Here is a 26,863-nt window from a genome sequence, read left to right as displayed (position 1 = left end):
TTCACTTCGTGAAATAAAGGTGAATCAAGGGGGCACACGGATGCATCGCTTCCCGTACGCAGTCAACACGTCGATCCTGTTCACCGAGCTCGACGTGTTGTCCCGGCCGGCAGCGGCCAAGGCAGCCGGTTTCGACGCCGTCGAGTTCTGGTGGCCGTTCTCCGAAGCCGTTCCGGGTGACGGAGAGATCGACAAGTTCGTCCGTGCCGTCGAGGACGCCGGTGTCTCCCTGGTCGGGTTGAACTTCTTCGCCGGGAACATGCCCGCCGGGGACCGTGGCGTGCTCTCGCACCCAGCCAGGTCCGCCGAGTTCCGCGACAACGTCGACGTGGCGGTGGGAATCGGCGCACGGCTGGGCTGCACCGCCTTCAACGCCCTCTACGGCAACCGGATCGAGGGTGTGCAACCCGCCGAGCAGGACGCCGCGGCCGTGGAGAACCTCATCGCCGCGGCCAAGGGGGCCGAGCGCGTCGACGGCACCGTGCTGATCGAGCCGGTCAGCGGCACCCCCAGCTATCCGCTCAAGAAGGCCGACGACGCGGTCGCCGTCATCGACCGGGTGCGCGAATCGGGCGGTGTGGACAATCTGCGACTGCTGTTCGACCTGTACCACCTGATCGCCAACGGTGACGACCCGGCAGCAGCCATCGACAACCACGCCGCTCGGATCGGGCACGTCCAGATCGCCGACGCCCCCGGCCGCAACGAGCCCGGCACCGGCGAGGTGGACTTCGACCACTACTTCGCCAAGCTGCAGCGGGCCGGCTACCGCGGGCACGTGGCGCTGGAGTACAAGCCCAGCGGCACAAGCGCCGACAGCTTCGGCTGGATCTACTGAGCGTGACTGCGTCGGCTCTGGCGCGGTGGTCGGGTAGCCGGCACGTGAGTCGGCGCCTTGCTGTGTTGGGCCGGCTCTTGAGTAGCGACCTACGCGGCGAGCGGCCCGGCCTCGCAATGCATCCGACTCACGCACCGGGGACACCCGAGCCGCGACCCGCACGGTCGCTTCTCGACGGACGGTCCCGGTGCAGCGGCGTCAATTTCGCGAGAAATTGACGCCGCACGGGAGAACCCGCTGCGGTGCGGGCCGCGAGGGTGGTGGGAGCTCGGCTTCGCACCGCCGAGGGCGCGGCGATTTCGTGGGAAATCGACACCGCACGGGGCTGTGTCGCCGCAGCGGGGCGTCGATTTCGCGAGAAATCGACGCCCCCGGGCGCGTCGCGGGGTGCACCGGGCCCCGGTGACGGTCAGAGCGGCGATGGTCAGAGCCGGACGTGGCTCCCCGGAAAGACACGAAGCCCGTTGTGCACCCCGTCGAATCGTGTTGTCCGGCCGGCCGCCCGGCCGGACAGAGTGAACTCGAGGACTTCAGTGACGAGAGGAAGAACGCGATGACCAAGGTAGGATTCGTCGGACTCGGCATCATGGGTGGCCCGATGGCCGCCAACCTCGTCGACGCCGGGTACGAGGTAACCGGTTACAACCGCAGCAGTGCCAAGGTGGAGAAGCTGGTCGCCGCGGGCGGCAAGGGAGCGAGCACCATCGCCGAGGCCGTCTCCGACGCCGAGGTGATCGTGACCATGCTGCCCGACTCACCGGACGTCGAGACGGCGGTGCTCGGCGACGACGGCGTGCTGGCGCACGCCCAGGACGGTGCTCTGCTGATCGACTGCAGCACCATCCGCCCCGAAGTCTCGCGCAAGGTCGCCGAACAGGCGGACAAGCAGGGCGTTCGCGCGCTGGACGCCCCCGTCAGCGGTGGGGAGCAGGGTGCCATCGACGGTGCGCTGTCCATCATGGTCGGTGGTGATCCGGAGGCCTTCGCCGCCGCGGCGGGCGTCTTCGACGTGGTCGGCAAAACCGTGGTGCACGTCGGCCCGGCCGGGTCCGGTCAGACGGTCAAGGCCGCCAATCAGCTCATCGTGGCGGGCAACATCGCGCTCGTCGGTGAGGCCCTGACCTTCCTGGAGGCGCAGGGAGTCGACACCGAGTCGGCGTTCCAGGTGCTCGGCGGCGGACTGGCGGGCAGCAAGGTGCTCGACGCCAAGAACAAGGGGATGCGGGAGCGCAGCTTCAAGCCGGGATTCCGCATCGAACTGCACCACAAGGACCTGGGCATCCTGCAGAGCGCGGCCCGCGAGTCCGGCGTCGCCACCCCGGTCGGAAGTCTCGTCGCGCAGCTCATGGCCGCGGCCGTGGCCCAGGGGGACGGATCGCTGGATCACTCCGGGCTGTTCCGGCAGATCGCCCGCCTCAGCGGCAGGGAATGACCAGCGGTCGAACCCCAGCGGCCGAACCACTGCCGCACGATTTCCGAGGGAGGGTGGCACCAACGCCGCCAAGCATCCGGGCCACCCACCCGTCGGAACAACCCCGGTGCGTGCGGACGGACTCCGGACCGTCGTCGCGTACCGCGCGGTGCGGAGACCTCCGCACCCCACACGGCTCGGACGGCCGCTGTCGTCCCGGCCCCCACACCGAGTGTCACCACGGCAGGCTCGCACTCCGCGGCACCGTCGAGCAACCGTGCCGCCGCGAACCCGCCGCATCGGAGAGGTCGTGCATACCATGCCGAAGGTTCCCGTCATGCAGGCTGTCGTCGACGTCCTCGAATCCGAGGGAGTCGACGTCGCGTTCGGCTGCCCCGGGGCGGCCATCCTGCCGCTGTACGCGGCTATGGAACACCGCGACATCGAGCACCTGACCGTTCGCCACGAGGAGGGCGCCACCCACATGGCCGACGGGTGGTCCCGCACCAACGGCAACGTGGGTGTCGCCATCGGGACCTCCGGTCCCGCTGGCACCAACATGATCACCGGTCTCTACACCGCCCAGGCCGATTCCGTGCCGATCCTGTGCATCACCGGTCAGGCCGTTTCCGACAAGCTGCACCAGGAAGCGTTCCAGGCGGTCGACATCGTCGACATCGCCAAACCCGTCACCAAGTGGGCTGTGCAGGTCAAGGAAGCAGCCCAGGCGCCGTGGATCTTCCGGGAGGCTTTCCGGGTCGCGCGCTCCGGCAGGCAGGGGCCGGTGCTGATCGACCTGCCGCTCGACGTGCAGCGGCAGGAGATCGAGTGGGACCCGAGCATCGACGCGCCGCTGCCGGTCCACCGGGTGGAGCCGCACCAGCCCCGGGTGGAACGCGCGCTGGACATGCTGCAGCGGGCCGAACGTCCGCTGATCCTCTCCGGTGGTGGTGTCGTGCTGGGCGAGGCGCACGAGCGGCTGCGTGAACTCGCCGAGCTGCTGGGCATCCCCGTGCAGGTCACCCTGATGGGCAAGGGTTCCTTCCCCGAGGACCACGAGCTCTGGGCGGGTATGACCGGTATCCAGACCAGCCAGCGCTACGGGAACCAGTCCTTCATGGAGTCCGACCTGGTGCTGGCGCTGGGTGCGCGCTTCGGCGACCGGCACACCGGGGCGCTGGACGTCTACCGGGGACAGCGTCAGTTCATCCACGTCGACATCGAGCCCACTCAGCTGGGCAAGGTGTTCGGTCCCGATCTGGGCATCGTCTCCGACACCGGCCCGTTCCTGGACGCGCTGCTGGAGGCCGCCCGGCGCCGCTCGGCCGCGCCCCGGTTCCACTCCTGGGTGGACCGGGTCAACGAACTCAAGAAGACCCACACCAGGCCGGACGACTACGACAGCGTGCCGATCAAGGCCCCCAGGGTGTTCCGGGAGATCAACGAGATCTTCGGACCGGAGACCTACTTCACCACCGCGATCGGGCTGTACCAGATCTGGTCCGGGCAGTTCCAACGCACCTACAAGCCCAGGCACTACCAGGTGTGTGGGCAGGCCGGTCCGCTCGGCTGGGAGATTCCGGCCGCGATCGGGGTCAAGTCGGCGGAGCCCTCGGCCGAGGTCGTCTCGGTGGTCGGGGACTACTCCTTCCAGTTCCTCGTCGAGGAGCTGGCCGTGGCCGCGCAGTACGACGTCGGTTTCGTGATCATCATGCTCAACAACGAGTACCTCGGGCTGATCCGCATGGCCGAACAGGGCTACGGCATGAACACCGAGGTCGACCTGCACTACGACGAGCACGGCACGGACAACGTGAAGGTGATGGAGGCCTACGGCTGTTCCGGGCGCCGCGTGCTCGATCCCGCCGAACTCGGCGAGACCATCGAGTGGGCGCGCAAGGAGGCCGTGGCCACCAGCAGGCCGGTGCTGGTCGAGGTGATGATCGAGCGTGAGGCCAATACCGCCAACGGGATCCGTATCGACGCGATGAACGAGCCGGAACCGGTCGGCTGACCGGGTTCCCCGCTTCGGGCCGGGCCACTCCGTCCGGCCGTGTCCACCCGTGCCGCCCGCCGCCCCGGACTCCTCACCCGAACGGGCGGCGGGGCGGCACGGGTTCCGAGACCGGGGTCGACCGAACGGTCGACGCCAGGGGTGCCCTCTGCCTCGGTGCCGGGCTTAACTGGCAGGGGGCACCCTCTTTTCGAAGATGCGGAGCGTGTTGTGACTGGTCATGTTCTCGTCGCACCGGACAAGTTCAAGGGGTCGCTGTCCGCGGCCGAGGTCGCCGAAGCGGTCGTCGCCGGCCTGCGCGGCAGGATGCCCTCGGCCGCGGTCCGCGCCACCCCGGTCGCTGACGGCGGCGACGGCACCGTGCGGGCCGCGCTGGCCACCGGGCGGTTCGAACGCTCGCCCGTGCGGGTGACCGGGCCGACCGGTAGGAGAGTGGACGCGGAGATCGCGGTCAGCGACACGACCGCAGTCGTCGAGCTCGCCTCGGCCTCCGGGCTCGCGTTGCTCGCGCCCGGCGAGTTCGATCCGCTGCGGGCCTCCAGCCACGGGACCGGGGAGCTGGTCGCCGCCGCCCTGGACGCCGGGGTGCGTGAGATCGTGCTCGGTGTCGGCGGCAGTGCCTGCACCGATGGTGGGGCGGGCATGCTCACCGCGTTGGGGGCCCGGTTCACCGACATCGCCGGGAATCCGCTCTCACCCGGCGGTGGAGGGCTCGAACGGATCGCCGGTGCCGATCTGTCCGGTTTGGACCCGCGTTTGTGGGGGGTGGACCTGGTATTGGCATCCGATGTGGACAACCCGCTGTGCGGTTCCTCCGGCGCCGCCCACGTCTACGGCCCCCAGAAAGGCGCGAGTTCGGAGCAGGTTCGGCGGCTCGATGGCGCGCTGGAGCGGTTCGCCGAGATCCTCGGCCGCGTCACCGGGGAGTCGTCCGCCGACCGTCCCGGGGCCGGTGCCGCGGGCGGCGTGGGCTACGGCGCCATGACGGCGCTGTCGGCGAGATTCCGCTCCGGCAGCGACGTGGTGCTCGAACTCGTCGACTTCGACCGTGACCTGGCGGGTACCGCGCTGGTGGTGACCGGGGAAGGCGCGTTGGACGAACAGACCCTGCACGGCAAGGTTCCCGCGGCCGTGGCCGCGCGCGCCGCCAAGGCGGGCGTTCCCACGGTGGCCGTGGCGGGCAAGTGCTCGCTGTCCCGGCAGCGTCTGCGGGACGGGGGTTTCGCGGCGGTCTACGCCCTGGCGCACCTGCAGCCCGACCCGGCACGTTCCATCGAGGGCGCCGCCGCGCTCCTCCATCGAGTAGGCGAGCACATCGCCGACGACTTTCTGTGATGTCCCCGGCTCCGTCAATTTCTCACGAAATCGCCGGGCGGTGGGACGTCGCTGCCGGATGTCGGGGCACCCGCGGTGAGAGCCGTGCGTGGGGTTTCGCCGAGTAACCAGCTACGCCGATCGAGTGGGCATGGTCGAGCCGAAGGGGTTGACCGAACGGGGGATAGGCTTCAACATTCTGTTGAAAATTTAGTTGGGAGGTAGTCGCGGTGGTCGAACCCGTCAACTCCTCGGCTCCGGAATTCGACGTCGTGTTCCGTGCGCGGAGGTTGATCGGTCCTAACGGTGAGGTGTCCGGCAGTGTGGGCGTCCGGGAGGGACGCATCGCGGCCGTCGAAGCCCTCGACGCCCCGATGCGGGGTGCCCGCACCGTCGAACTCGCCGAGGACGAGGTGCTGCTGCCCGGGATGGTCGACAGCCACGTGCACGTCAACGATCCCGGCCGCTCCGAGTGGGAGGGGTTCCCCACCGCGACCCGCGCGGCGGCCGAGGGCGGTATCACCACGATCGTCGACATGCCGCTGAACTGCCTGCCCCCTACCATCGACGCGGGGTCGCTGGAGGTCAAACGCGAGGTCGCCCGGAACAACGTGCACGTGGACGTCGGTTTCTGGGGCGGCGCCGTGCACGGCAACCTCGACGAGCTGCGCGGGCTGCACGAGAGCGGTGTCTACGGGTTCAAGTGCTTCCTGCTGCACTCGGGGGTGGACGAGTTCCCGCCGCTGGACTCCGCGGAGCTGGAGCGGGCGCTGCGCATCGTCGCCGAGCTGGACGCGACGATGATCGTGCACGCGGAGGACTCCGACGCCATCGAGCACGCCCCGAGCGCGCACGGTGAGAACTACCGCGACTTCCTGCACTCCCGCCCGCGCGGGGCCGAGAACATGGCCATCGCCCAGGTGCTCGAACTCGCCCGGCGCACCGGCGCCCGCGTGCACATCCTGCACCTGTCCTCGTCCGACGCGCTCCCGATGATCGCCTCGGCACGTGCCGACGGGGTGCGGGCGACCGTGGAGACCTGCCCGCACTACCTCTCCTTCACCTCGGAGGAGATCCCGGACGGTGCCACCCAGTTCAAGTGCTGCCCGCCGGTGCGCGAGGCCGCCAACCGCGAGCTGCTGTGGCGAGGACTGGCCGACGGGGTCATCGACTGCGTGGTCAGTGATCACTCGCCGTGCACCCCGGAGCTCAAGCGGCTGGACATCGGCGACTTCGGTGTGGCCTGGGGAGGTGTCTCCAGCCTGCAACTCGGCCTGTCGGCGGTGTGGAGCCAGGCCAGGATCCGGGGCTTCGAGCTGAGCGACGTCGTTTCCTGGATGTCGTCCGGACCGGCACGGGTCTCCGGGCTGCGCGACAAGGGAGCCCTCGCGGTCGGTTCCGACGCCGATCTGTGCGTGTTCGCGCCGGACGACGCCTACGTGGTCGACGCGGAGAAACTCCATCACCGCAACGCGGTGAGCGCCTACCACGGTCGAGCCCTGGCCGGGGTGGTGCGTTCGACCTGGCTGCGCGGCACGCCGATCGCCGGTCCGGAAGCCGGGACCGCCCCCGCGGGCAAGTTGCTCAATCGAGGAGAAGCATGAGCCGGAACCAGGACACCACGAGCGAGGATTCGTACCGCTCCGCGTTGCCCGATCTCGCCTCCCGGGTTTACGGCGGATCGGCCGGTTACGCCAACGACGAGCTGTTCGCCGAGCGGGAGAACCTACTCAAGCCCGAGGAACCCACCTACCAGCCCTACAGCTTCGGCCACAAGGGACAGATCTACGACGGCTGGGAGACCCGCAGGCGCCGCGAGCCCGGTTTCGACCACGCGATCGTCCGACTCGGCCTGCCCGGCCTGATCCGCAGGCTCGTCGTCGACACCTCGTTCTTCAAGGGCAACTATCCGCCGGAGGTCTCGGTGCAGGCCTGCGCGGTCGAGGGCTATCCCGATCCGGGCGAGCTCGAACACGCGGAGTGGGAGGAGATCCTGCCGCCCAGCCCGGTCGAGGGCCACACCCGCAACGTCTTCGACGTGGATCCGCCGCACCGCTACACCCACGTCCGGCTGTGCATGCACCCGGACGGTGGTATCGCCCGGCTGCGGGTGCACGGTGAGCCGGTGGCGGATCCGCGCTGGGTCTCCGACCGCTTCGACCTGGGCGCGTTGGAGAACGGCGGTCGGGTCACCGGTTGCAGCAACATGTTCTTCTCCTCGCCGTCGAACCTGTTCGCTCCCGGGCTGGCACGCGTGATGGGTGAGGGCTGGGAGACAGCGCGCCGCAGGGACGACGGCAACGACTGGGTCTCGGTGCGGCTGGCCGCGGCCGGGACCGTGGAGCGCGCCGAGGTGGACACCAGCCACTTCAAGGGCAACGCGCCCGGCTGGGCGGCGCTGTCCGGCTGCGACGCGCGCGAGCACGATCCGGACGATCCCGCGTCCTGGACGGAGCTGCTGCCGCGAACCAGGCTGCGACCGGACACCTGCCACCGGTTCCGGCTGCCGGTACGTGCCGAGGTCACCCACGTGCGACTGGACGTGTTCCCGGACGGTGGGATGGCCCGGTTGCGGCTGCACGGCCGGGCGGCCGAGGACGGGGTGCGGCACCTGGTGGCTCGGTGGTTCAACCACTTGCCGCCGGGGCAGGCCAGAGAGGTGTTGACCGGAGCGGCCGGGCCGGGCGAGGCCGCCGCCGAGACGCTGCTCGCGCGGAGGCCGATCCCCGAGGACGCGGTTCTCCCTCCCGAGCTCACGGCCCTGCTCTGAGTTCGGCGCGCCGCGCCGGATCGAGCGGCTCCCCCACGGAAGCCGCGGGCACCGGGTACGGATGTCAATTTCTCGCGAAATCGCTGTGCCGCCGGTGTCCGTGTCCCACCGGTACTGCCCTGTTCGGGCGGTACCGGTGGGATGAATCTTGACCTCGGCCGGCGAATCGGACAAGATCCCTCAGCAACAACACAGTGACAAACACGAAAAAACAAGATTACACACTGTGTTGTTGCTGAGGGAGGTGCTCATGAGCGCGAGGCGTCGATTACGTCCCGCGGGCTGGTTGGCCTCGGCGACGGCGGTTGCCGTGATGGCCGTGCTGGTGCCCACCACGGCACAGGCGCGGCAACCGGACGGCCCCACCGATCCCGCCACGATCGAGTCCTATTTGGAGGACCCGAGCAGGGTCGGGGAGAACCAGCAACCACATCACGCTTACCTACGTCCCTACGACAACGCGGAACAGGCGTTGCGCGCCGCACGCCAGGACACCGCGGCGAAACAGGACCGCCCCACCCGTTGGACCAAGTCGTTGGACGGTCAGTGGCGGTTCCGGTACGCCGACCACTACCGCGAACTCCCCGAAGGCTGGCAGCGCGGAAGCCGTACCAAGCGGTGGGACGACATCTCGGTGCCGGGAGTGTGGCAACAGCAGGGCCACGGTCACCCCATCTACCGCAACGTCTCATCCGAGGTCTCGCCGTACGACCCGCCGAAGGTTCCAGACGACGTGAACCCGACCGGTGCCTACGTCCGGGAGTTCCACCTCCCGAAGGACTGGGACGGCAGGCGCCAGCTGCTTCGGTTCGAGGGCGCCACCAGCGGCAACTTCGTGTGGATCAACGGCAACTACGTCGGCTACGACCAGGGTGGCTACACCCCGGCGGAGTACGACATCAGCCAGTACCTGCACCCGGGTAAGAACACCATCGCCGTGCGGGTCCACCGCTGGAGCGCGGGCAGCTACCTGGAGAACATGGACTTCTGGCACTTCTCCGGGATCTTCCGCAGCGTCCGCCTCTACAGCGTGCCGCGAACCCACATGTCCGACGTCACCGTCCGTACCGATCTGGACGACTCCTACACCGACGCGACACTCGACATCGGTGTGGATCTGAGCTCGGTCCGGGGCGGCACAACCGGACAGCACCGCGTGCGGGCCGCGCTCCACGGCCCCGGGGGCGATCGAGTGGCCGGTCTCGACGGGACCACGAAGGTCGACGGTGGCAGTGCCCGCATCGATCTCAGCCGTGAGATCGAGTCCCCCGAGTTGTGGAGCGACGAGAACCCCGCGCTCTACACCGTGGTGCTGCGGCTGCTCGGCCCGGACGGCGAGGTCAAGCAGATCACCCAGCAGCCGGTCGGTTTCCGCGAGGTCACCACGAAGGACAGGCAGATCCTGCTCAACGGCCAACCGGTGAACCTGCGTGGCGTCAACCGGCACGAGCACGACCCCGAGACCGGGCGCACGGTCAGTCGCGCACGGCAGCGGGAGGACGTCGCCCTGATGCGGCGCAACAACATCAACGCGGTACGGACCTCGCACTACCCGAACGATCCGTACTGGTACCGGTTGGCCGACCGCAACGGTCTGCTGGTGGCCGACGAGGTCGACACCGAGACCCACTACCGGGAGAACTGCTCGGCCGAGCCCGAACGGGACTGCCTCGCCGACCGCCCGGCATGGCAGGCCGCCTTCGCGGATCGGTTCGACGCGATGATGGAACGCGACAAGAACCACCCGAGCGTGATCATCTGGGACACCGGGAACGAGGCGGGACTCGGCAAGGCCCACTACGACATGGCCGAGCACGCCCGCGCGGTCGACCCGACCAGGCTGCTCTACCACCAGGCCAACAACCACGGCGGTGACGCGCCCTTCGCGGACGTGGCCGGACCGCGTTATCCCTCGCCCGGTGCGCTGAAGGAGATCGCCCGCACCGAGACCAAACCGGTCGTGATGGGCGAGTGGTTGCACGCCATGGGCAACAGCCTCGGGCACTACGAGGACATGTGGAAGACCATCCGCAGCGAGCCCGCCCTGCAAGGCGGATTCGTGTGGGACTGGGTCGACCAGGGCCTGTCGCGACAACGCCGGATGCTGCCCGACTCCTCGGGCAACGACATCCCGGTACACGTCAACGGCAACCCCTCACTGGTCAAGGGCGTGGAGGGCAAGGCGCTGAAACTGTCCGGAATGGACGACTGGGCGCAGGCCTACCGCGATCCGAAACTCGGCATAACGGGCGAGGAGGTCACGCTCGACGTCCGCGTCAAGCCGTTGTCCTGGGACGGTTCCAACACCTTCCTGGCCAAGGGCGACAAGCAGTGGGCACTGCAGATGCCGGATCGGAACCACGTCGAGTTCTTCGTCTACGGCGAGGGCGGCTGGCACACCGCCAGGGTGGAGATCCCCGATGACTGGTGGGGAAACTGGCACCGCGTCACCGGCACCTACGACGGTTCGCAGGTGCGGCTCTTCCTCGACGGTGAGCAGGTGGCGGCCGAGTCCTACGACGGCGAGATCGCGCACAACACCATGTACACCGTCACCGTCGGCCGGAACCAGGAGAAGCACCGGGACAGCTTCGCCGGGCGGACCGCGCACGCCGTGGTCGACAACGCCCGCGTCTACGACAGTGCGCTGTCACCGGGCGACATCTCCTCCAGTGCCGACCCGGCGCGGCGGGCGGTTCTCGCGCTGAACTTCGACGAGCAGCGACGCGCGGGAGAGTACGACACGTACGGGTCCTCGCAGTTCGTGGTGAACGGTCTGGTCAACGCCGACCGCACTCCACAGCCGGAGCTCAAGCAACTGGCCTACAGCCACGCGCCGATCCGGTTCGACACGGTCGACGGGGCCACCGATGCCGCCGACGGGCGGTTCGTGGTGCGCAACCTCAACCACACCCTGAGCACCGACGCCTATGACCTGCGGTGGAAGCTGAAGTCCAACGGTCGTGAGGTGGCAGCCGGTCCGGTGAACGTGACCGTGGGGCCGGGCGAGAGCCGACAGGTCGACCTGGACCTGCCGAGCGCGGGTGAGACGGAGCGCTTCCTGGTGCTCACCGCCAAGCTGCGGGAGGCCTCCCGCAGCATCCCGGCGGGGCACACCATCGCCTCCGAACAGCTCGCGGCGGGGGGCGAGCGGGCCCCGGCCGCTCCCGGTAGCGCCGACCGGAAGCGGAACCGGAGCACGGAGTCGCTCTCCGTGCGACGTGCCGCCGACGACGTCCGGGTGCGGGGTGCCGGTTTCCGGTACACCTTCGACCGCGATCAGGGGACGTTGAGCTCGCTGTCCACCGACGGAACCGAGCGGTTGCTCGGCGGTCCCGAGCTCGACGTGTTCCGGCCGCCGACCGGCAACGAGTGGAGCAACTGGAGCGGGGTCAACCCCGAGGCGCAGTTCCGGGAGCTGGGACTGGACCGGCTGGAGACCGAGGTTCGCTCGGTTCGGGTGAGCCGTTCCGAGGCCGGGAAGGCGAAGGTGGTCGTGCGCACCCGTTCCTCGGCCCCCGACGTTTCCGGCAACGGTTTCGACAGCCGCTGGACGTATCGGATCGACTCCTCCGGAGGGATCGAACTCCAGCACCGGCTCGAGGCCTACGGCGAACGGATGCGTTCGTTGCCGTGGCTGCCCAAGGTCGGGATGTCGCTGCGGGTGCCCGAGTCGTTCGGCGACATGACCTGGTACGGCCGCGGACCCGGCGAGTCCTATCCCGATCGCAAGGATTCGCAGCACATCGGGCGCTGGTCCTCGACGGTCGACGAACAGTGGTTCGACTTCCTGCCGCCGCAGGACAACGGTGTCAAGGTCGACACCGAGTGGGTGAAGCTCTCCGGCGAGCACGCGGGGCTGTCGGTCTCCGGCGATTCACTGGCGGTCTCCGCCGACCGGTACTCCAACGCCGAGCGCACGGATTTCGCCTACCAGCTGCGTGAGGACCCGTTCATCACGCTGCACGTCTCCGAAGCCGTCACCGGCCTCGGTGACACGCCGAACCCGGTGCGGGACGAGTACCGGGTGCGTGCCGACCGCCCGCACACCTACTCGGTGGTGCTGCGCCCCACCGGAAGGTGAGGCGCGTGGGCGTTGATTTCCCGACGGGGCCGTCGAGCCGGAATCCCACCGGCCCGGCGGCCCCGCCGCACGTCGGGGGCCGTGCGCGCGATCCCCGACCCGTTGAGGGCGATGACCTGCGGTTGAAGTACTCTGAACCACTGTGCTCGTCATCGCGTTGGATACCTCGACTCCCGCGGTAACCGCGGGGCTGGTCGAGCTCGCGGACACTCGGCCGCACTCGCTGGCCGAGCGCGTAACGGTCAATCCTCGCGCCCACGGTGAACTACTCACCCCGCAGTTGCTCGATGTCCTCGCGGAAGGCGGCCATCAGCTGGGTGAGGTGGACGCGATCGTCGTCGGCGCCGGTCCGGGGCCGTTCACCGGACTGCGGGTCGGGATGGTCACGGCCGCCGCGCTCGGTCACGCCTCCGGGACCCGGGTGTATCCCGTAAGCAGTCTGGACGCCATAGCGGCGCGGACCGAGGGGAACTCGCCGCTGTTGGTGCTCACCGACGCCCGCCGCAGCGAAGTGTACTGGGCCGCCTACGGCTCCAGGAAACCGTACGGCGTGCGCGAGCGGCTGACCGATCCCGCCGTGGACCGGCCCGAGGAACTTCCCCCGCGCCTGGAGGGGCTGCACGTCCGGGCCGCCGCGGGTGAGTCGGCCGCGCGGCACGCCCCCGACCTGGGGCTCGAGGTGGTCGAGCCCGCCTATCCGAGCCCCGAGGGCATCGTGGCGGTGGCCGGAGCGGAGGTGGTGGCCGGAGCGGATCCCCGGCCCCTGGTGCCGATGTACCTGCGCAGGCCAGACGCTGCCGCGCCAGGACCACCGAAGTCCGTGACGGCCGAGCGGGGGAGGACGTGACCGAGAACCAGTGCGCCGGTAACCAGTTCCCCGGTGACCAGCGCCCCGGTGAGTCCGGTACGCCGTCGGGGGCGTCCGAACCGTTCGTCGCGAAGCTCCGCAGCCGCGATCTCCCGCGCTGCGCCGAACTGGAAGAACTGCTGTTCCCCGACGACGATCCGTGGTCGGAGCACGCTTTCGCCGCCGCGCTGGACGGTGGGGACTACTACGTGGGTGCCTACGACGCCGCGGACCGGTTGATCGGATACGCCGGACTGGCCCTCGTGGCTCGGCCGCCGCGTGCCGAGGCGGAGGTGCACACCATCGCCGTGGACCCGGATTACCAGCGGAAGGGAGTCGGCAGGACACTGTTGCGCAAGCTGCTGGTCCGCGCGGACGAGCAGCGGGCTCAGGTGTTCCTGGAAGTGCGGACCGACAACGATTCCGCGATCGCGCTTTACCGGGAGCACGGTTTCGAGGTGGTCGGCAAGCGCGAGCGCTACTACCGGCCGTCCGGCGCCGACGCCTACACCATGTGGCGCCCGGAGCGTACGGCCGAGCAGGAAGGTGGAGCGGTATGAGTACCGATGGTGGCCCCGGCCGGATCGTGCTCGGTATCGAGACCTCGTGTGACGAGACCGGTGTCGGGCTGGTCCGACTCGAACCGGACGGCTCGGTGCGATTGCTCGCCGACGCGGTGGCTTCCAGCGTGGAGCAGCACGCGCGGTTCGGCGGTGTGGTGCCCGAGATCGCCAGCAGGGCCCATCTGGAGGCGATGGAACCCACGGCGCGGCGGGCGCTGGACGAAGCGGGCATCAAGTTGTCCGATGTGGACGCCATCGCGGTGACGGCGGGGCCGGGGCTGGCCGGTGCGCTGATGGTCGGGGTGTCCGCGGCGAAGGCGTACGCGGCGGCGCTGGGGGTCCCGCTCTACGGCGTCAACCACCTGCTCGGCCACGTCGCGGTGGACACCCTGGAGCACGGGCCGCTGCCGTCCCGCTGCCTGGCCATGCTCGTCTCCGGCGGGCACACCCAACTGTTGTCGGTGGCCGGGGTCGCCGACGAGGTGACCGAGATCGGTTCGACCATCGACGACGCCGCGGGAGAGGCGTACGACAAGGTGGCACGCATCCTGGAACTGCCGTATCCTGGCGGCCCGCCGATCGACCGGATGGCCCGTGAGGGCGACCCGAACGCGATCGCCTTCCCGCGCGGCCTGACCGGACCGCGGGACGCGAAGTTCGACTTCTCGTTCTCCGGACTGAAAACCGCTGTCGCGCGTTGGGTGGAGCAGGCGCGCGAAGCGGGCAAGCAGTTGCCGATCGCCGACATCGCCGCGTCGTTCCAGGAAGCGGTGGCCGACGTGCTCACCGAGAAAGCGGTGCGAGCCGCCGTGGAGCTGGGGCTGGACACCGTGGTGCTCTCCGGCGGGGTGGCGGCGAACTCACGACTCTCCGGGTTGGCGCGGGAACGCTGCGCCGAGGCCGGGATCACGCTGCGGGTGCCGCGTCCCAGGTTGTGCACCGACAACGGCGCGATGATCGCCGCGGTGGGCGCCCACGTGCTGGCCAACCGCGTCGAACCCTCCCCGCTGGGACTGTCGGCCAACCCAGGGATGTCGGTGGACACCGTGGTGCTGCGCTGAGGGATTCGTTTACCGGCGGAGTTCGGTCGGGTGGTCACGGCCGCAGGCCCCCGACCGAACCCCGCCGGTACGGGGCGTGCTCGTCACGGCCGCGGACATTATCGGCCTCATGAGGTTACCTCGCACAACGGGAGAGCTGATTCCAGTTCTTGACCTCTACGTTGTCCAGGTTGATGTATCCGAGCACTTCGGCAACGGGAGATACGCGTAGCCAGAGGTCCGCTCCGTTGTCCACGTAGCAGTGGGTTGTCATAGTTTCCCCTTGCGAACAGAGGTCCAGCTGTCGCGAATCGCTGGTGGGCCTCAGGTGTATCGGGCTCGGATGACGGCAAACCGCTTGAGTGCCTCCGGTACCGTCGTTGGTTCGTTCCTCGCCCCACGCGTGCGAGCCGGACATGACGAGCAACGCCAATGTCGTGCACAAGACGGCGGTTCGATCTCTCATCGTGTTCCTTCGTGTCCGAAAACCGGATCGGTACTGGCTCTGTGAGTGTTTCGGTCGGATGATGTGCGTTTCCGACGCGACCTCGTTCCCGTTTTCGGGACGCCGGACGGAGTCGGAGGGTGTGGTCACTGGGCGACCGCACCCTCCGAAGTTCCCGCTACTCCGTCAGCACTGGCCGATTTTCTGCCAGTCGTCGATCTTGACGTCGTCGGCGTTCACGTAGCCTACCGGGCTGGTCGATGTCTGCATCTTTATCCACAGATCCGTACCCATGTCCTGGAAGCAGAAAGCCGTGAACGGTTCGTTGGTCTTACAGCTTCCGTTCGGTCGGGCGTTGTGTCCGGGATTCTCGCGGATAAGTGTGTAGTGGGTGCAGTATCCGGTGGTGCTTGGCTTGGCCACCAGGGCGCTCTCCGCCGGCTGTGCCGCGGCCATCGCGGGAAAGAAGGCGACCGAGGCCGTCAGCATCGCGAACAGCATTGCGATCTTCCGCATTTTGGTAATCCTTTCGGTGTTGGATACTTACTTTTCACCCGGAGGGATCAGGAGCCACCGGGTGCGTCTTTACCGGGTGCTCTTGGAGCACGAGGTTGCGGAGTGTTGTCCGGTTCCCTGGGTGGGATCGTTACGCCGGTCGTCCGAACAGGAAATAGTTCAGCATTCGGGCACGTTCTCCCAGTTCTCGGCCGTTACTGACTCCGATGGCACGTAGCCGTCCCGGTTGTCCGTGGTGCTCATGAAGATCCAGACCTCCATGGGGGTCCGAACTCCAGGCATATGGCTTCTATGGGTTGGTTTCTGAGGCAAGTTCCGAGCGGTCGTGAATTCTGCTCGGGTTCCTCGCGTATTATCGTGTGTTTAGTGCATTTGGCTTGTGAATTTTTCTCTCCTGGAGATGCCGAAGCTTCCCGGGTGTGGAGCGACGGAGTCGTGGTGAGCAGAAAAGTGAGTACTGCGATGGCGGAGCAGGCGATAATGTTCTTCATGGTTCTTCGGTTTTGATCGGTGTGGAGCGGCCCGGTGTTTCGGTATTCGTTCGGCTTCCCCTCTACGCTCAGTTCGGTGTGTCGTGTTGAAGTAGATCAGTTTTTCCCGATGATTGGCAATGATGATTTCCGTTTGCCGCTCGGAAGGGTGAGCGTGAGTCCTCTTCTTGGTGTGGCATCGTTGTGGATATTAATATTTTTCGGCTTTCTCTGTGAAAGTGAGAATGATTTTAAATCATATTTTCTCGTGGCAGTTCGAACAGTGTGGTGGTGTGATCGATCGTCTCTTCGGCAGGATGAATCCACTCGGTTTCCCCGGCGGAAGCCGGTTCGGGAGCTCTGTCTCGGAGTAGCCCGATCGTCCGTGGTGCGGAGGAGGGCGGAGACACTCGAACGGACCCCGGTACGAGTTCCTGCGCGCGGCGACATCGCCGGAAACGAATGCCCGGGACGCGAACTCGAAGAACGCGTCCCGGGTGCCACGGTGGGGACTCACCGCTTCCGCGAGTGCTCGGGTGGCTACAGGGGACGGATCACTTCCGGTGCAGCTTCGGCTCCCCGTCGTCGACCACGAAGGTGGCCGCTGTCTTCGCCGGGGCGCCCCGTTCGGTGACGTAGTCCAGCGTGCGGTAGTCCACCCGCAGCTCGTCCGCGCTGAACCTGGTGCGGACGTAGCCACGCCGGTCCTTGTAGAACTTCACGTGCGGGTTGTCGTCGAGCACGCCCTGCTGAGCGTCCTCGCTGCCGTCACCGCCGCTGGTGACCGAGGTGGTGATGAACTCGGTGCCCGCGGGCGGTGAGTCGGGGTGGTCGTGCGAGTCACGGATCTCGGCGGCCCAGTGCCGGTGCACGTCGCCGGTGAACACCACACCGTTGCGCACGTTGCTGTTTGCCATCCCGTGCGCGATCCGGTCCCGATTGGCGACGTAGCCGTCCCAGGCGTCCATGTTGTATCCCTCGCCGGGGCCGCTGTCGAGGTCCAACTTGGAGAAGAACACCTGTTGCCCCAGCACGTCCCAGCGCGCCCGGGTGTTCCGGAAACCGTTCATGATCCAGCGTTCCTGCTGCTCGCCGGTGATGCTCCGGTTCGGGTCGAAGCGGTCTTCGCAACCGATGCCGTACCCGTCACCACAGGCCTGGTCGTCGCGGTACTGCCTGGTGTCGAGCATGTGGAAGTTGGCGAGGCCGCCCCACCGGATGCGCCGGTAGAGCCGCATGTCGATCCCCCTCGGCCGGGAGCTCCGCCGCAGCGGCATGTTCTCGTAGTAGGCCTGGAACGCCGCCGCGCGCCGATCGAGGAAATCGGGGTCCGGTTGTTCCGGCACCTCGTCGGCCCAGTTGTTCTCGGTCTCGTGGTCGTCCCAGACCACCAGCCAGGGCGCCACCGAGTGGGCCAGTTGCAGATCCTCGTCGGTCTTGTACTGCGCGTGCCGCTGCCGGTAGTTGGCCAGCGTGCGGGTCTCCGGACCGAGCACCTTCCGCACGTCGTGATCCGAAGCGGGGTACTCGTACTGGTAGTCGCCCAGGTGCAGGATCAATCCCGGCTCGTCCTCGGCCATCCTGCGGTAGGCGGTGAAGTAACCGTCACCGAAGTGCGAACAGGACGCGAAGCACAGCGTCAGGTCGCCCATGTGCCCGGGCGGGGGTGCGGTGCGAGTACGCCCGGCCGGTGAGACGTCGTTGCCCACCCGGAAGCGGTAGAAGTACTCGGCGCCGGGACGCAGCCCGTCGACCTCCACGTGGACGCTGTGGGCCTCCTCCGGCCTGGCCCATTCCCAGCCGCGCCGCACCGGTCGAGCGAACCGCTCGTCCTCGGCGATCTCCCACCGCACGGGGTAGGGACGGTTCGGCATCCCGCCCCTGCCGTCCGCCGCGGTCGGCTCCGGAGCCAGCCGGGTCCACAGCACGACACCGGTCGGCAGTGGATCCCCGGAAGCCACTCCGAGGCTGAAGGGGTCGCGCAGCCTGCCGACACCGGCACCGGGCAGACCCCGGCCGTCGGCGTAGGCGGATCCCGCGACCGTGCTCGCCAGCGCGGCACCGCCGACCGCGGCCGCCCCTCCCAGCAGTACCGAACGGCGGCCGACCGAGTTGTCGGGGCCGGACGTAGTGGAGTCGGACATCCCGCTCCTCCAGACAGTTGTTCGAGGACTATCCGGGGAACCACCATCGCCCGTGATCGTCGTCCGAGCCACCCGCGTTCGGTTGGAATCGGGTGAACTCTCGGCCACGAGATCCCTACACTCCGGTTCTTCGCACTTCAACCGGGTTCTCGTCGGATGGGAGCGCTGTGGCCGCTCGGGGTGGAACGGGGAATCCGGTCGGCCGGGCGTGGAACTCGCCGCCCGGGCCGAGGGAGTCGGGCGCGGGTTTTCGCTCCGGAACTCCGCTGTGGAGCGTGAAATCTTTCGAGGAAGCTTTTTCGGGGAACTGTCGCCCGTGCTCTTCGGTGGGAATCGCCGAAGTGTTGCCCGGTCGCGGAGCGGCCGGGAAATCGCTTCAGTTACGTCGGTTCGTGGGGCGTCGGGGTGGGGCGAGTGGTCCGGGTGGCCGGGACGGGCGGGGACGACGTTTCCAGGGCTGGTTCGTCGGCCTGCTCGGTGCTGGCATACCCGGCAACCTAGAGCACACAGTCGATCACGGTGTACGCACCCACCCCTTCGATGGCATCTCTCTCATGTCGATCTGGTTGACCGGGATCCACTTCGTACCTCGCAACCGCCGGGCGGGTGACCGGATGCCTACTATGTGTACAGTCGATCGAGCCACGCTCCGTGCGGCGCCACCCCGACAGCGGATCTCGCTCAACTCGGTGTGATCTCGCGTGGTCCGGCCACACCGTCGGTTATCTCGAAGGACGCCTTGGTCGAGGCATCGGCGCCGCGTCGCGAGACGTAGGGCAGCACCCGGAAGTCCGCCCGCAGCCGTTCGGCGTCGATCCTGGTGCGCAGGTAACCGCGCATCCCGCTGTGGAACCGGATGTGCGGGTTGTCCGGATCACCGGTGAACTCGTCGTCCTCGGCGTCGCCGCCCGAGGCGACCGAGGTGGTGACCAGTTCCGAACCGACCACCGGCGAATCGGGATCCGAGTAGTCGCGCTTCAGGTCGGCCGCGTAGTGCTCGTGGATGTCGCCGGTCAGTACCACCGGATTGCGCACGCCTGCCGCCAGCCAGCCCTCGGTGATCCGACGGCGTGAGGCGGTGTAGCCGTCCCAGGTGTCCATATTGGTCATGGTCAGCGGGCCGTCCAGCGTGTCGTGGTGGGCGAACATCACCTGCTGTCCCAGCAGGTCCCACCTGGCTCGGGAGTCGCGCAGTCCGTCGAGCAGCCACTTCTCCTGCCGCTCACCGGTGATGCTGCGTTCCGGATCGGACTCGGTGCCGCAGGGTCCGACCAGTCCGCCGCACGCCTGGTCGTCGCGGTACTGCCTGGTGTCGAGCATGTGGAAGTTGGCGAGGCCGCCCCACCGGATGCGCCGGTAGAGCCGCATGTCCGTGCCCTGGGGGCGGTTGCTCGCGCGCAGCGGCATGTTCTCGTAGTAGGCCCGGAAGGACTCGGCCCGACGTCGGTCGAAATCCGGTTGGGGCAGTTCCGGGTCGTCGCCCGCCCAGTTGTTGTCCAGTTCGTGGTCGTCCCAGATCACCACCCACGGCGCCGTCCGGTGCGCCAGTCGCAGGTCCGGATCGGTCTTGTACTCGGCGTAGCGCCTGCGGTACTCGGCCAGGTTGTCGGCCTGGAATCCGGTGACCGAGCGGGCTATTCCGGAGAGCAGCGGATACTGCAGGTGTCCCAGCTCGTAGATGTAGTCTCCCAGGTGCAGCACCAGGTCCGGTTCGTCCTCGGCGATCCTGCGGTAGGCGGTGAAGTAGCCGTGTTCCCAAGCGGCGCAGGAGGCGGTGCACACGGTCAGCGGTCGGCTCAGCGAACCGGCGGCCGGTGCGGTGCGGGTGCGGCCGGTGGGAGTCAGGTGTCCGCCGGTGCGGAACCGGTAGAAGTACTCCCGCCCCGGGCGCAGTCCGTCGAGTTCCACGTGGACCGAGTGTCCCCACTCCGGCATGGCACGCGCGGTACCGCGTCGCACGATGCGGTGAAATCGTTCGTCCTCGGCGAGCTCCCAGTCCACATCGATCGTCCGGTCGGGCATCCCGCCGCGTCCGTCGTCGGCGAGGGGGTCGTGGGCGAGTCGGGTCCACAGCACGAAGCCCTGCGGGTCGGGGTCCCCGGAGGCGATGCCGAGGGTGAAGGGGTCGCCGCGGTTCCGGGCAGCGCTCGTGCGGGCCGTTGCCGCACCGCTTCCCAGCCCCAGCGTCGTGGCCGCGGTGGCCGACGCGAGCAGCAGTTTCCGACGATTCCAGTTCGGGGGTCCGGCCGGTGAGTTCATGTGGTCCTCTCGTCGAACGGCTTCGTGCCGGGAGAGCGTGCCGCACAAAAGTGAGCTTTATTCGTATATTTCGCCAGCAAAGCCTGAACGGCGCGTGAGTCGATGTCGACCGGTATCCGGGTGAGACGCTCGTTCGGGGTGTGTCGAGCGGAGGATGCGGGGTTTTCGGCAGGGTCGTGTTGAAGGTTGGCACTCGTCCCGGTAGAGTGCTAGACGAACGGCGCCGGAGCGCCCCGGCACCCGCGACGGCGGGGAGTCACGGAGCCGTCAGGAATCCAGCCAACGCTTCGAAGACCCCAGAAGGCGGAGGTCACACCGTGGCGAGCATCAAGCCGCTTGAGGACAAGCTTGTTGTCCAGGCAAGTGAGGCCGAGACGACGACGGCGTCCGGCATCGTGATCCCGGACACGGCAAAGGAAAAGCCGCAGGAGGGCAAGGTCCTCGCTGTCGGTCCCGGTCGTGTGGACGACAAGGGCAACCGCATCCCGCTCGACGTCAACGAAGGCGACGTCGTCATCTACTCCAAGTACGGCGGGACCGAGGTCAAGTACAACGGCGAGGAGTACCTGGTGCTCTCCGCCCGCGACGTGCTGGCCGTCGTCAACTGACGACTGACTCGTCCCGCTGGCGAGTGAATCTCGTCAACCGACTGGGGACAAGAACGTCCCCGTGGGCGATAAACCGCCCCGGCGGTCCCCGACGCGGACTTCCGGGGCGGTTCGCCTGCGAGCGCTGTCTCGCCGAACGCAGGCAGGCGGCCGCGGGAACGGCCGCGCGCTCGTACACGACTGCGCGCCCGTTCGGCGAACAAAGACATCCCGGCACGCACGCTGAAGGGCTGTTGAAACATGGCTAAGCAAATCAGCTTCGAGGAGGAGGCGCGCCGCTCGCTTGAACGCGGCGTGAACCAGCTCGCCGACTCCGTGAAGGTCACCCTCGGGCCGCGCGGTCGGCACGTCGTACTGGACAAGCAGTTCGGCGGGCCGCAGATCACCAACGACGGTGTGACGATCGCCCGTGAGATCGATCTGGAGGACCCGTACGAGAACCTGGGTGCCCAGCTCGTCAAGAACGTCGCCACCAAGACCAACGACGTCGCCGGCGACGGCACCACCACCGCGACCGTGCTGGCGCAGGCGCTGGTCAGCGGCGGTCTGCGCAACCTCGCCGCGGGTGCCAACCCCTCCTCGCTGGGCAACGGCATCCAGCAGGCGGCCGAAGCGGTGATCGAGTCCCTCAAGGAGCAGTCCACTCCGGTCAAGGGGCGCGACAACATCGCCCAGATCGCGACCGTGTCCTCGCGCGACGAGAACATCGGTTCGCTGGTCGGCGAGGCGATGGAGCGGGTCGGCGACGACGGTGTGATCACCGTCGAGGAGTCCTCGACACTGGCCACCGAGCTGGAGGTCACCGAGGGTGTCCAGTTCGACAAGGGCTACGTCTCGCCGTACTTCGTCACCGACTCCGAGCGGCAGGAAGCCGTGCTGGAGGACGCCCAGGTCCTGCTGCACCAGGACAAGATCTCCAACATGCAGGAGCTGCTGCCCCTGCTGGAGCGGGTGGCCAACGACGGCAAGCCGCTGCTGATCGTCGCCGAGGACGTCGAGGGCGAGGCGCTGTCCACGCTGGTGGTCAACGCCGTGCGCAAGACGTTCAAGGTCGTCGCGGTCAAGGCCCCCTACTTCGGTGACCGCCGCAAGGCGTTCCTGCAGGACCTGGCCGCCGTGACCGGTGCGCAGCTGATCTCGCCGGACGTCGGCCTCAAGCTCTCCGAGGTCGGCCCCGAGGTGCTGGGCTCCGTGCGCCGCGTGACCGTCACCAAGGACAACACCACGGTTGTCGACGGTGGCGGCAGCAAGGACGACGTGCAGGCCCGGGTCAAGCAGATCCGCAACGAGATCGAGGCCAGCGACTCGGACTGGGACCGCGAGAAGCTGCAGGAGCGGCTGGCCAAGCTCGCGGGCGGTGTGGCCGTCCTCAAGGTCGGTGCTGCCACCGAGACCGAGATGAAGGAACGCAAGTCCCGCATCGAGGACGCCGTGGCCGCGGCCAAGGCCGCCGCCGAGGAAGGCAGCATCCCGGGCGGTGGGTCCAGCCTGGTGCACGCCACCAAGTCGCTGGAGAACAACCTCGGCCTGTCGGGTGACGAGGCCACCGGTGTCCAGCTGGTGCGCAGTGCCCTCGAGGCCCCGCTGTTCTGGATCGCCAACAACGCGGGCGAGGAAGGCGCGGTCGTGGTCTCCAAGGTCCGCGACATGAAGTGGGGCGAGGGCTTCAACGCCGCCGACCTCACCTTCGGCGACCTCACCGGCCCCGGCGTGGTCGACCCGCTGAAGGTGACCCGCTCCGCGGTCTTCAACGCGGCGTCCATCGCGCGCATGGTCCTCACGACCGAGAGTGCCGTGGTCGACAAGCCCGAGGAGGAGGAAGACTCCTCCGGCGGGCACAGCCACTGACGCTCACCGGCACGGCCTCGCCGGTGGGTGAGGCCACCGCCGTTGGAATCGGGGCGGCACCGGACGGTGCCGCCCCGATTTCGTGTCGCGACCCCGCGAGCCGTCGCCGTGTTCCCCCCGTTGACTCCGACACGTCGGCGGTCTCCCCACTCGCCGCGACACGGGCTCGACGGCATCGGACGAGCCGATGCCGCTGTGCTCCGGTTCCGGTCCCGTGCGAACCGGAGCCCCGCTCCGTACCCGGTTCGTCGGCCGAGTACGGCATCGGTGTGCGGTCGCCGTGCGATACGACCGCTCCACCTCGCCGTTCGGGGCAGCCCGACATCGCGTTGGGCCGCCCAACACCTCGGGGCGGCCGATCCACGTGGTGCCCGGGTCCTCCGTCCGCACGAGCGCGAGTTCTGTCGTGGGTTCCGAGGTCGGTCACTCGTGGCCCTCGGAGTCGGGTGCCCGGCCGGTATCGTGATGTCCTTCCCCGCTCCTCCCGGGACCTGTCGGTTCGTTCGAATCGTTTCCCGGTGTACCGCTTTCCGGGAGTTCCCCGCCGGTGCGTCACACCGCCAGCGGTTCGTCCGTCTTTCGACTGTTCTTGATCATTACCTCACGCTCCGACTCCGAGAGCCCGCCCCAGATGCCGTAGGGCTCCTGCACGGTCAGTGCGTGTTTCCGGCACTGCTCCAGAACCGGACAGCGGTGGCACACTTCCTTGGCCTTGGCCTCCCGCCTGGCTCTGGCCGGGCCACGTTCTCCGTCCGGGTGAAAGAAGTACGCGCTGTCCATCCCCCGGCACAGGCCCTGTATCTGCCAATCCCAGATATCGGCGTTCGGCCCGGGAAGACGTCGTGTGTCCGCCATTGCGACGACCACCTCCAATTCGGTGGGTCCCCTCCCTGCCACGGTGTGTTACCGCAGCCTCGCACGGATCACAGTAAAACCGAGTCAAAGCTTGTTCAACCCTTTTGGCTGGTAAAGGTGGTTCACGTTGGAGTGACATTGCGATGACCATGCCGGGTTGCCTCGACACGTGCGCTACCACGAACATGTCCGATGATGATGTGGTCGAGGTGACGAGGTGGTCGGCTGTGAACGCCGAATCGGCCGGATGTGGAGCTCTGTCCGCCACCGCGAACGGCTCAGCGGGTGACGAGTGCGAGTCCGACGAGGGGGAGACGCTCGATGTTCCCGTCACCCCGAAGTTGTCGGTCGCGGCCGTCGCGCGCAGGCTGGGAATCGCTCCCGCTACGTTGCGGACCTGGGATCGTCGGTACGGGCTCGGGCCCACCGAGCACTCCTCCGGACGGCACCGTCGTTACGGGCCGGAGGACATCGCCCGGCTGGAGCTGATGCAGCACGCCCTGCTCCGGGGGGCTTCCCCCGCGGAGGCGGCCCGCTACGCGCACGCGTCCGCCGTGCGGCACGGTGGTGCCACGGCGGCGATGGGCGCCGGCGGCGAGGCCCGGTTCCCGGTGGCCGATTCCTCCCGTGACGACTCGAGGCCGGAGTCCGAGTCACGTGCCGTGGCCGAGGTGAACGAGGACGGCTCGGTGCTGCTGAGCGGTGTGCTCGGCGACGACGGGGCGCCGAACGCCGAGCGGATCGACACGGCCAACACCGGTGGGCGGGGACTGCGGCTCGGCGGGGCGAGCCCGAACGCCCGCGGGCTCGGTCGGGCCGTGCTGGCGCTGGACGCGTTCGCCGCGCAGCGCATCCTGCGCCGCAGCGCGGAGCAGGACGGGGTCCGAGCGACGCTGTGCGAGGTGCTGTGGCCGGTGCTGGGTGCTCTCTCCGAACTGCGTGAGCGCACCGGCAGTGGTTCGGAGATGCCGAAGTTGCTGGAGGACTCGGCGGTCACCGCGTTGCGTTCGGTGATCGCCGATGCCCCCGAGCCGCAGACTCCGCGTCCGGTGCTGCTCGCGCCGGCGGTCGGTGAGCAGCAGTCCGTGGAGCTGTTGGCGCTCGCGGCCGCGTTGGCCCGTGCGGGTATCGGACACCGACTGTTCGCCGCCGCACTGCCCAGGGAGGGGCTGGAGGTCGCCATTCGGCGGACGGCGCCCGCCGCGGTGCTCGTCTGGTCCGAGTACTCGGCTTTCGCCGATCCCCGGCTGGTCACGGGGCTGCCCAAACCGCGCCAGCGGGTTCGCGTCTTCGTGGCGGGTGGCGGTTGGTCGCCCGAGGCGTTGCCCGAACAGGTGGAGCACCTCGGTTCCTGGGAGGGGGCGTTGCGACGGCTCGACGAACTGGTGCGGGACTTCGGGGAGAGTCAATAGTGACATAGATCACGTAATGATCCTCGTGTTGCGGCCACGCGGTCTCGACTGTCCAAATGGGACTTTTTGTTGAGTACGTTCGAGTGAATATCGCAGGTAGTGGGCGCGTCGCGGAATATACCCCGGAACGGGTGAAACTCTTACGGTTTGAATGCTCCGTTCCGGTGAGACGTACCCGGCGTGTTTATCACTCGAAAGTGGTTGATCGGCGCGACGCGCGGGTCAAGCTCTGTCCGAATGTTTCCGATGAAGGAGGTGGAACGTTCACTCGCCTGTAGGAAGGGAGTTCCCGTGACGACGGTCTTGATTTGTGATGACCGGCGGAGCGTCCGGGAGGGGCTCACCCGTGTGATGTCGGCTGTACCGGGTGTGAGCCGAATCGACTGTGTAGCACACGGTGACGAGCTGCTCTCCCGATTCGCCCGGCAGGCGGTCGACGTTGTTCTGGTGGGTACCCAGCGTGCGGTGCCCAACGGTGTTGAGGCCACTCGCAGGTTGGTCTCCGCGCATCCGCAGGCCAACGTGATCGTCTTCGGCGCACCGGACGACGCCGGAAGTATCGCGGCCGCCATCGCGGGTGGCGCACGTGGTTACCTCCGTTGGGATGCCTCCAGGCCGGAACTCGTGGCCGCGTTGGCGCACACCCTGGCGAGTACTTCGGTTCCCGCCCCTCGGCAACCGTCCGATCCAGGTGTGCAGCTCACCGATCGCGAACTCCAAGTGCTGCGCGGCATGGCGCAGGGCAAGAGCAACGGTCAGATCGGCCGTGAGCTCTACCTCTCCGAGGACACGGTCAAGACCCACGCGCGGCGGCTGTTCCGCAAGCTCGGAGTCCGGGACCGCGCGCAGGCGGTCGCCCACGGTTTCCGACGCGGCCTCGTCGCTTGAAGCGGCATCCGATCGGTACTTCCGAGCGCTCGACCGCCTCCAGAAGACTTCGGTGTTCCGTCGGTGAACCGTGCTCGCTACGGGTCCGTTCGGCGCGGTTCTCGTCACCCCGTTCGAGGGGTGCCCGAACTCGCCGAGCCGGTCCTCGAGACGGTCGTGCGGTCACGTCGGAGGAGTTCGTTCGGCTGCGTCGGAGTCCGGCCGGGTCACCGGTCGTGGTCGACTGAGGCGGTGATGCGAACCGCCTCGGCCGCCGTGGTCGGCGAGCGATGTCTCGTCGCCCGTTCCCGGTCATCCCTACGCCGGTGCGTGGCATCCGGAGGCCGCCGTCGCGTCGGTCGCGGTAGCCGTGTCCGATATCACGGTCTCCCGTTCGGGGTGTGACTTGGCCGGGACGTTTCACGACGAAGCGTCCCGCTGGGGTGTTCCACAGTGCCGTTCCGGGGCCCACCCCTACGGTTCCGCCGTGGTGATATGCCAGTTGACCAGGAAAAACTGTTCGATGTTGCTCCCGTGGTGCCGGGTCGTGCCCATGTC

20 protein-coding genes are annotated in these 26,863 nt (G+C 68.1%); 14 read left to right on the top strand and 6 right to left on the bottom strand.

The annotated features are described in order from the left end of the window. Positions 1-40 precede the first annotated feature (40 nt). The 10 genes from BM150_RS02415 to tsaD all read left to right on the top strand — a co-directional run bounded on the left by BM150_RS02415 (position 41) and on the right by tsaD (position 14,902). Positions 41-838 (top strand): hydroxypyruvate isomerase family protein, encoded by a 798-nt coding sequence (locus tag BM150_RS02415; RefSeq protein WP_092923007.1) that lies wholly within the window; start codon positions 41-43, stop codon positions 836-838. A gap of 553 nt (positions 839-1,391) precedes the next feature. Beyond that, positions 1,392-2,270, top strand: coding sequence for a 2-hydroxy-3-oxopropionate reductase (locus BM150_RS02410; protein ID WP_092923355.1), 879 nt, complete (start codon positions 1,392-1,394; stop codon positions 2,268-2,270). A 316-nt stretch (positions 2,271-2,586) separates the two neighbouring features. Beyond that, positions 2,587-4,263, top strand: coding sequence for a glyoxylate carboligase (gcl, locus tag BM150_RS02405; protein WP_245755205.1), 1,677 nt, complete (start codon positions 2,587-2,589; stop codon positions 4,261-4,263). 210 nt (positions 4,264-4,473) lie between these two features. Then, positions 4,474-5,598, top strand: coding sequence for a glycerate kinase (locus tag BM150_RS02400; protein ID WP_092923001.1), 1,125 nt, complete (start codon positions 4,474-4,476; stop codon positions 5,596-5,598). A 209-nt stretch (positions 5,599-5,807) separates the two neighbouring features. After that, positions 5,808-7,181 carry an allantoinase AllB gene (gene allB, locus BM150_RS02395; protein ID WP_092922998.1) on the top strand — a complete coding sequence of 458 codons (1,374 nt, stop codon included), beginning with the start codon at positions 5,808-5,810 and terminating at the stop codon, positions 7,179-7,181. Further along, positions 7,178-8,347, top strand: coding sequence for an allantoicase (gene alc, locus BM150_RS02390; protein WP_092922995.1), 1,170 nt, complete (start codon positions 7,178-7,180; stop codon positions 8,345-8,347). Before allB ends, alc begins: the two co-directional genes overlap by 4 nt. A gap of 250 nt (positions 8,348-8,597) precedes the next feature. Beyond that, positions 8,598-12,431 (top strand): glycoside hydrolase family 2 TIM barrel-domain containing protein, encoded by a 3,834-nt coding sequence (locus tag BM150_RS02385; protein ID WP_092923352.1) that lies wholly within the window; start codon positions 8,598-8,600, stop codon positions 12,429-12,431. A 142-nt stretch (positions 12,432-12,573) separates the two neighbouring features. Continuing rightward, entirely contained in the window at positions 12,574-13,278 is a 705-nt protein-coding gene (tsaB, locus tag BM150_RS02380) for a tRNA (adenosine(37)-N6)-threonylcarbamoyltransferase complex dimerization subunit type 1 TsaB (protein WP_092922992.1), read from the top strand. Next, entirely contained in the window at positions 13,275-13,838 is a 564-nt protein-coding gene (rimI, locus tag BM150_RS02375; protein WP_092922989.1) for a ribosomal protein S18-alanine N-acetyltransferase, read from the top strand. The genes tsaB and rimI overlap by 4 nt, the downstream gene beginning before the upstream one ends. Next, complete coding sequence (tsaD, locus tag BM150_RS02370; protein ID WP_092922986.1) at positions 13,835-14,902, top strand: tRNA (adenosine(37)-N6)-threonylcarbamoyltransferase complex transferase subunit TsaD; 1,068 nt, start codon at positions 13,835-13,837, stop codon at positions 14,900-14,902. The genes rimI and tsaD overlap by 4 nt, the downstream gene beginning before the upstream one ends. 115 nt (positions 14,903-15,017) lie before the next feature. Here the strand turns inward: tsaD and BM150_RS23995 are convergent, their stop codons facing one another. The 5 genes from BM150_RS23995 to BM150_RS02355 form a co-directional block, all read right to left on the bottom strand. Further along, positions 15,018-15,155, bottom strand: coding sequence for a hypothetical protein (locus tag BM150_RS23995; RefSeq protein WP_175496638.1), 138 nt, complete (start codon positions 15,153-15,155; stop codon positions 15,018-15,020). A 357-nt stretch (positions 15,156-15,512) separates the two neighbouring features. Continuing rightward, positions 15,513-15,842: a hypothetical protein gene (locus BM150_RS02365; RefSeq protein ID WP_092922983.1), complete on the bottom strand. Its 330-nt coding sequence runs from the start codon at positions 15,840-15,842 to the stop codon at positions 15,513-15,515. A gap of 159 nt (positions 15,843-16,001) precedes the next feature. Continuing rightward, positions 16,002-16,124 (bottom strand): hypothetical protein, encoded by a 123-nt coding sequence (locus BM150_RS24840; protein ID WP_281243634.1) that lies wholly within the window; start codon positions 16,122-16,124, stop codon positions 16,002-16,004. Between the two features lie 742 nt (positions 16,125-16,866). Next, positions 16,867-18,456, bottom strand: a complete 1,590-nt coding sequence (locus BM150_RS02360) for an alkaline phosphatase D family protein (protein ID WP_092922980.1) — start codon at positions 18,454-18,456, stop codon at positions 16,867-16,869. 681 nt (positions 18,457-19,137) lie between these two features. Further along, entirely contained in the window at positions 19,138-20,715 is a 1,578-nt protein-coding gene (locus BM150_RS02355) for an alkaline phosphatase D family protein (RefSeq protein WP_092922977.1), read from the bottom strand. A 317-nt stretch (positions 20,716-21,032) separates the two neighbouring features. Here BM150_RS02355 and groES point away from each other — a divergent pair, with 317 nt between their 5' ends. Both groES and groL read left to right on the top strand, forming a co-directional pair. Then, positions 21,033-21,323, top strand: coding sequence for a co-chaperone GroES (gene groES / locus BM150_RS02350; protein ID WP_092625188.1), 291 nt, complete (start codon positions 21,033-21,035; stop codon positions 21,321-21,323). Between the two features lie 240 nt (positions 21,324-21,563). Further along, positions 21,564-23,171 carry a chaperonin GroEL gene (gene groL / locus BM150_RS02345; protein WP_092922974.1) on the top strand — a complete coding sequence of 536 codons (1,608 nt, stop codon included), beginning with the start codon at positions 21,564-21,566 and terminating at the stop codon, positions 23,169-23,171. Positions 23,172-23,723: 552 nt separating this feature from the next. Here groL and BM150_RS02340 read toward each other — a convergent pair. Further along, the gene (locus BM150_RS02340; protein ID WP_092625944.1) at positions 23,724-24,026 is read right to left on the bottom strand and encodes a WhiB family transcriptional regulator; all 303 of its coding nucleotides are present in this window, start codon (positions 24,024-24,026) and stop codon (positions 23,724-23,726) included. A 341-nt stretch (positions 24,027-24,367) separates the two neighbouring features. Here BM150_RS02340 and BM150_RS02335 point away from each other — a divergent pair, with 341 nt between their 5' ends. Then, positions 24,368-25,438 carry a MerR family transcriptional regulator gene (locus BM150_RS02335; protein ID WP_342752519.1) on the top strand — a complete coding sequence of 357 codons (1,071 nt, stop codon included), beginning with the start codon at positions 24,368-24,370 and terminating at the stop codon, positions 25,436-25,438. Positions 25,439-25,729: 291 nt separating this feature from the next. Further along, positions 25,730-26,326, top strand: a complete 597-nt coding sequence (locus BM150_RS02330) for a response regulator transcription factor (protein WP_026152733.1) — start codon at positions 25,730-25,732, stop codon at positions 26,324-26,326. The last annotated feature ends 537 nt before the right edge of the window (positions 26,327-26,863 follow it).

This window comes from Actinopolyspora alba, from assembly GCF_900112765.1.
GTDB lineage: Bacteria > Actinomycetota > Actinomycetes > Mycobacteriales > Pseudonocardiaceae > Actinopolyspora > Actinopolyspora alba.
Note: the sequence above shows the minus strand (reverse complement) of the source record. Positions and strands in the feature narration are given on the sequence as shown.